Origin of the sequence: Vibrio sp. A11 (assembly GCF_013048705.1) — a bacterium.
Classification (GTDB): domain Bacteria; phylum Pseudomonadota; class Gammaproteobacteria; order Enterobacterales; family Vibrionaceae; genus Vibrio; species Vibrio metschnikovii.
In genome coordinates this window covers 1-2961 of the sequence record NZ_VHSI01000041.1, presented here as the reverse complement: position 1 = coordinate 2961, position 2961 = coordinate 1, and the positions used below count along the sequence as shown (strand labels likewise).

3 protein-coding genes and 1 CRISPR repeat array are annotated in these 2961 nt (G+C 38.6%); of the genes, 1 reads left to right on the top strand and 2 read right to left on the bottom strand.

Annotated elements, in window-relative coordinates; translation table 11 throughout:
* Positions 1-1052: 1052 nt before the first annotated feature.
* Positions 1053-1320: direct repeats of the CRISPR family, unit length 28 nt; unit sequence GTTCACTGCCGCACAGGCAGCTTAGAAA.
* Positions 1321-1511: 191 nt separating this feature from the next.
* Positions 1512-1937: an N-acetyltransferase gene (locus FKQ60_RS17095; RefSeq protein ID WP_170906810.1), complete on the top strand. Its 426-nt coding sequence runs from the start codon at positions 1512-1514 to the stop codon at positions 1935-1937.
* Positions 1938-2051: 114 nt separating this feature from the next.
* Here FKQ60_RS17095 and FKQ60_RS17085 read toward each other — a convergent pair whose 3' ends face one another.
* Both FKQ60_RS17085 and FKQ60_RS17080 read right to left on the bottom strand, forming a co-directional pair.
* Positions 2052-2369, bottom strand: a complete 318-nt coding sequence (locus FKQ60_RS17085; RefSeq protein ID WP_099609955.1) for a CcdB family protein — start codon at positions 2367-2369, stop codon at positions 2052-2054.
* Positions 2369-2614 carry a type II toxin-antitoxin system CcdA family antitoxin gene (locus tag FKQ60_RS17080; RefSeq protein WP_099609954.1) on the bottom strand — a complete coding sequence of 82 codons (246 nt, stop codon included), beginning with the start codon at positions 2612-2614 and terminating at the stop codon, positions 2369-2371. The genes FKQ60_RS17085 and FKQ60_RS17080 overlap by 1 nt, the downstream gene beginning before the upstream one ends.
* Positions 2615-2961: the final 347 nt, after the last annotated feature.

Sequence of the window (2961 nt, the reverse complement as noted above, 5' to 3'; positions counted from 1 at the left end):
AGAGGAGCCACACTTCAATCGAACTATCAGATAGAGAACTTTAGTTGCAGCTAAAGTCTGGGTCTCACTTTACCCTGATTCGTTAGTTATTATCCATACAAACGCTTCAAGAGGGACTTCCAACGCGCGGCATTTTTACTATGCGTTGGTTTTTGTGGTTACGGTGTTATGCGGAAAGTTAGTAGTAGCGTTGTCAGCCCCTTAAGCGGGCGTTATGCTTTATTGAGCCTCAGCAAAATCAATATATAAATTTTAATGGGGAAATTTAGTCTGATTTAGAAGTTTTCCTACTCTAATTTATTGATATTATAAGTTTATTGTTCTTTTTGGTGGCGATTGAAAGTTGAACGATACTTGTGCTTTTTCGGTAACTTTGCTCTGATAAATTGTGCTCGCAAAAATGTTCGATTGTTGCTGAAAGGTCTCTTTCTTTGGTGTTGCTTGCTCATTGATTCCACCGGCTATTTCGCTTCAACTTGTCTGGGATCTCATGAATATCTTACTTGCTGACAGTGTTTGGTTCGCGCAAGTTTATCGATGATTATGCGCTTTTTTCCGGCACTGCTCTGATAAATTTTGTTCGTAAAAGGCTCAATTGTCGCTGAAAGGTCTCTTCTTTTGGTGTTGTTGACCCCTTGATTCCTCAGGCTAATTCGCTTCAACTTGTTTGGGATCTTATCGGCAACAATGCTTGCTGAAAGTAGGCAAGTTTATCATTTTGAGTTAGAGTGCTGCGAACAAATGAATTTTTTAAAAGTTCAATGTAATCAATAAGTAATAAAGCATAACAAACGCTTCAAGAGGGACTTCCAACGCGCGGCATTTTTATCATGCGTTGATTTTAGTGGTTTCAGTGTTATGCGGAAGCTTGGTAGTAGCGTTGTCAGCCCCTTAAGCGGGCGTTAACTGGCAATAAAATTACCCATCTTTTTTCGTTGGATTTTAAGTTATTGATTTATATTAATAATAAATCGAGTGAAAAATAAAAGGTTATTTTGAGAAATTTGATGTAATTACTTTTATTAACAATAGGTTACTGATAAAGTTTCATAGTTCACTGCCGCACAGGCAGCTTAGAAATGTATGACTCGTAAGGCGGGCAAGTAAGCAAGGTTCACTGCCGCACAGGCAGCTTAGAAAATCAATGCATCAAAAATTAATTAATAGTTTGGGTTCACTGCCGCACAGGCAGCTTAGAAAAGCAACCCAAGCCGATAAGTGACTTGCAGACTGTTCACTGCCGCACAGGCAGCTTAGAAATGCAGTAACATCATCCGCGACAAACTCGATCCGTTCACTGCCGCACAGGCAGCTTAAAAAAATTGGTAATTTTGGCATTTGGGATCGGCCAGTTAACAAAGCGTTTAAGAGGGATTCGCAACGCGTAGCATTTTCATTATGCATTGATTTTATTAGTTTTTAGTGCAATGCGGTGAGTTGGTAGTTGCGTTACTCACCCCTTAACGCGGCGTTATGTTGCCCCTATAAATTTTGTTATCATAGAGTGAAAAATGATAAGAAAATACAACGATAATGACTTAGATTCGATTATTGAAATCTGGTTGACGGCTTCGATGAAAGCTCACGATTTTGTCTCAGCTGAATTTTGGAAATCCCAAGTTGATAATATGCGTAATATCTACCTTCCAGCTTCAGAGATATACGTCTATGAAATAGATTCTAAAGTTGTTGGTTTTTACGCATTGTATGAAAGTAATCTGGCAGCGATATTTGTAGAGTCTGATTTACAAGGTAAAGGTATTGGTAAGCAATTGCTGAACCATGCAAAATCGCAAAGGGTTACGCTTACTCTTTCTGTGTACAAAGAAAATCAGGCGAGTTACCAGTTTTATCTGTCTCAAGGTTTCAATGTGATTAGTGAGCAAGTTGATGAACATACAGGCCATTTAGAGTACACAATGAGTACGGGCACATAACAAACGCTTCAAGAGGGACTTCCAACGCGTGGCATTTTTATTATGCGTTGATTTTAGTGGTTACGGTGTTATGCGGAAAGTTGGTAGTAGCGTTGTCAGCCCCTTAAGCGGGCGTTATATGCCAGTAATCAGAAAGTCGATAGCTGCAATGATCTCATTTCTGAAAGTACTTAGCTCATTGACTGGTTCACGTAAAATCTTGGTCGGGACACTGGCCATTTGGTGAGTTAAAATTACAAAGTCACCTTGATCAATATGGATCATTGGGCATAAATGATTCGGCGCTTTTTTATCCAATAACTCAACGGGTGTTAGCGGAATAACTAATCGAGTATTCAGTGTATCAAGTAACTCACTTTGAACATCAACAAAGTAAGGGTATGCTGTTGAAGTGCTTTTATCGTTATTTTGGTATAGCGAAAATTGTGACATTAGAATACTCGGTAAGAATCGGAAAATAGACCGTGATTTTCAGTAAGTTCATTGCATGCATTAATAGCTTCTGCATTTTGCTCTAGCCATTCAGTTTTAAGGCGTTGTTTTACTTCTTTTTCAAGTGCCTTTTCCATTGTGGCTGAAAGATTAATATTAAGGCGTTTGGCCTCGGCGAGTAACTCACTGTTTAGAGTTAAATTTGTCGCCTTCTTTGGTGCTTGTGTGCTGTATGAGTTTCTCATGCTGCCTCCAGTGCGTATGTAAAGTGCGCATTAAGTATATGCGTACAAAAGGCATATAACAAGCTGCTCAAGAGGGATTCGCAACGCGTAGCATTTTTGTTATGCATTTGGTTTAGTTTTTACAGTGTTATGCGGTGAGTTAGTAGTTACGTTGCTCACCCCTTAGCAGGGCGTTAACTGGCAATAAAATTACCCATCTTTTTTCGTTGGATTTTAAGTTATTGATTTATATTAATAATAAATCGAGTGAAAAATAAAAGGTTATTTTGAGAAATTTGATGTAATTACTTTTATTAACAATAGGTTACTGATAAAGTTTCATAGTTCACTGCCGCACAGGCAGCTTA

Excerpts from the sequence above, each read along its gene's own strand:
- FKQ60_RS17095 (WP_170906810.1), top strand. The coding sequence starts at position 1,512 with ATGATAAGAAAATACAACGATAATGACTTAGATTCGATTATTGAAATC.
- FKQ60_RS17080 (WP_099609954.1), bottom strand. The coding sequence starts at position 2,614 with ATGAGAAACTCATACAGCACACAAGCACCAAAGAAGGCGACAAATTTA.
- FKQ60_RS17085 (WP_099609955.1), bottom strand. The coding sequence starts at position 2,369 with ATGTCACAATTTTCGCTATACCAAAATAACGATAAAAGCACTTCAACA.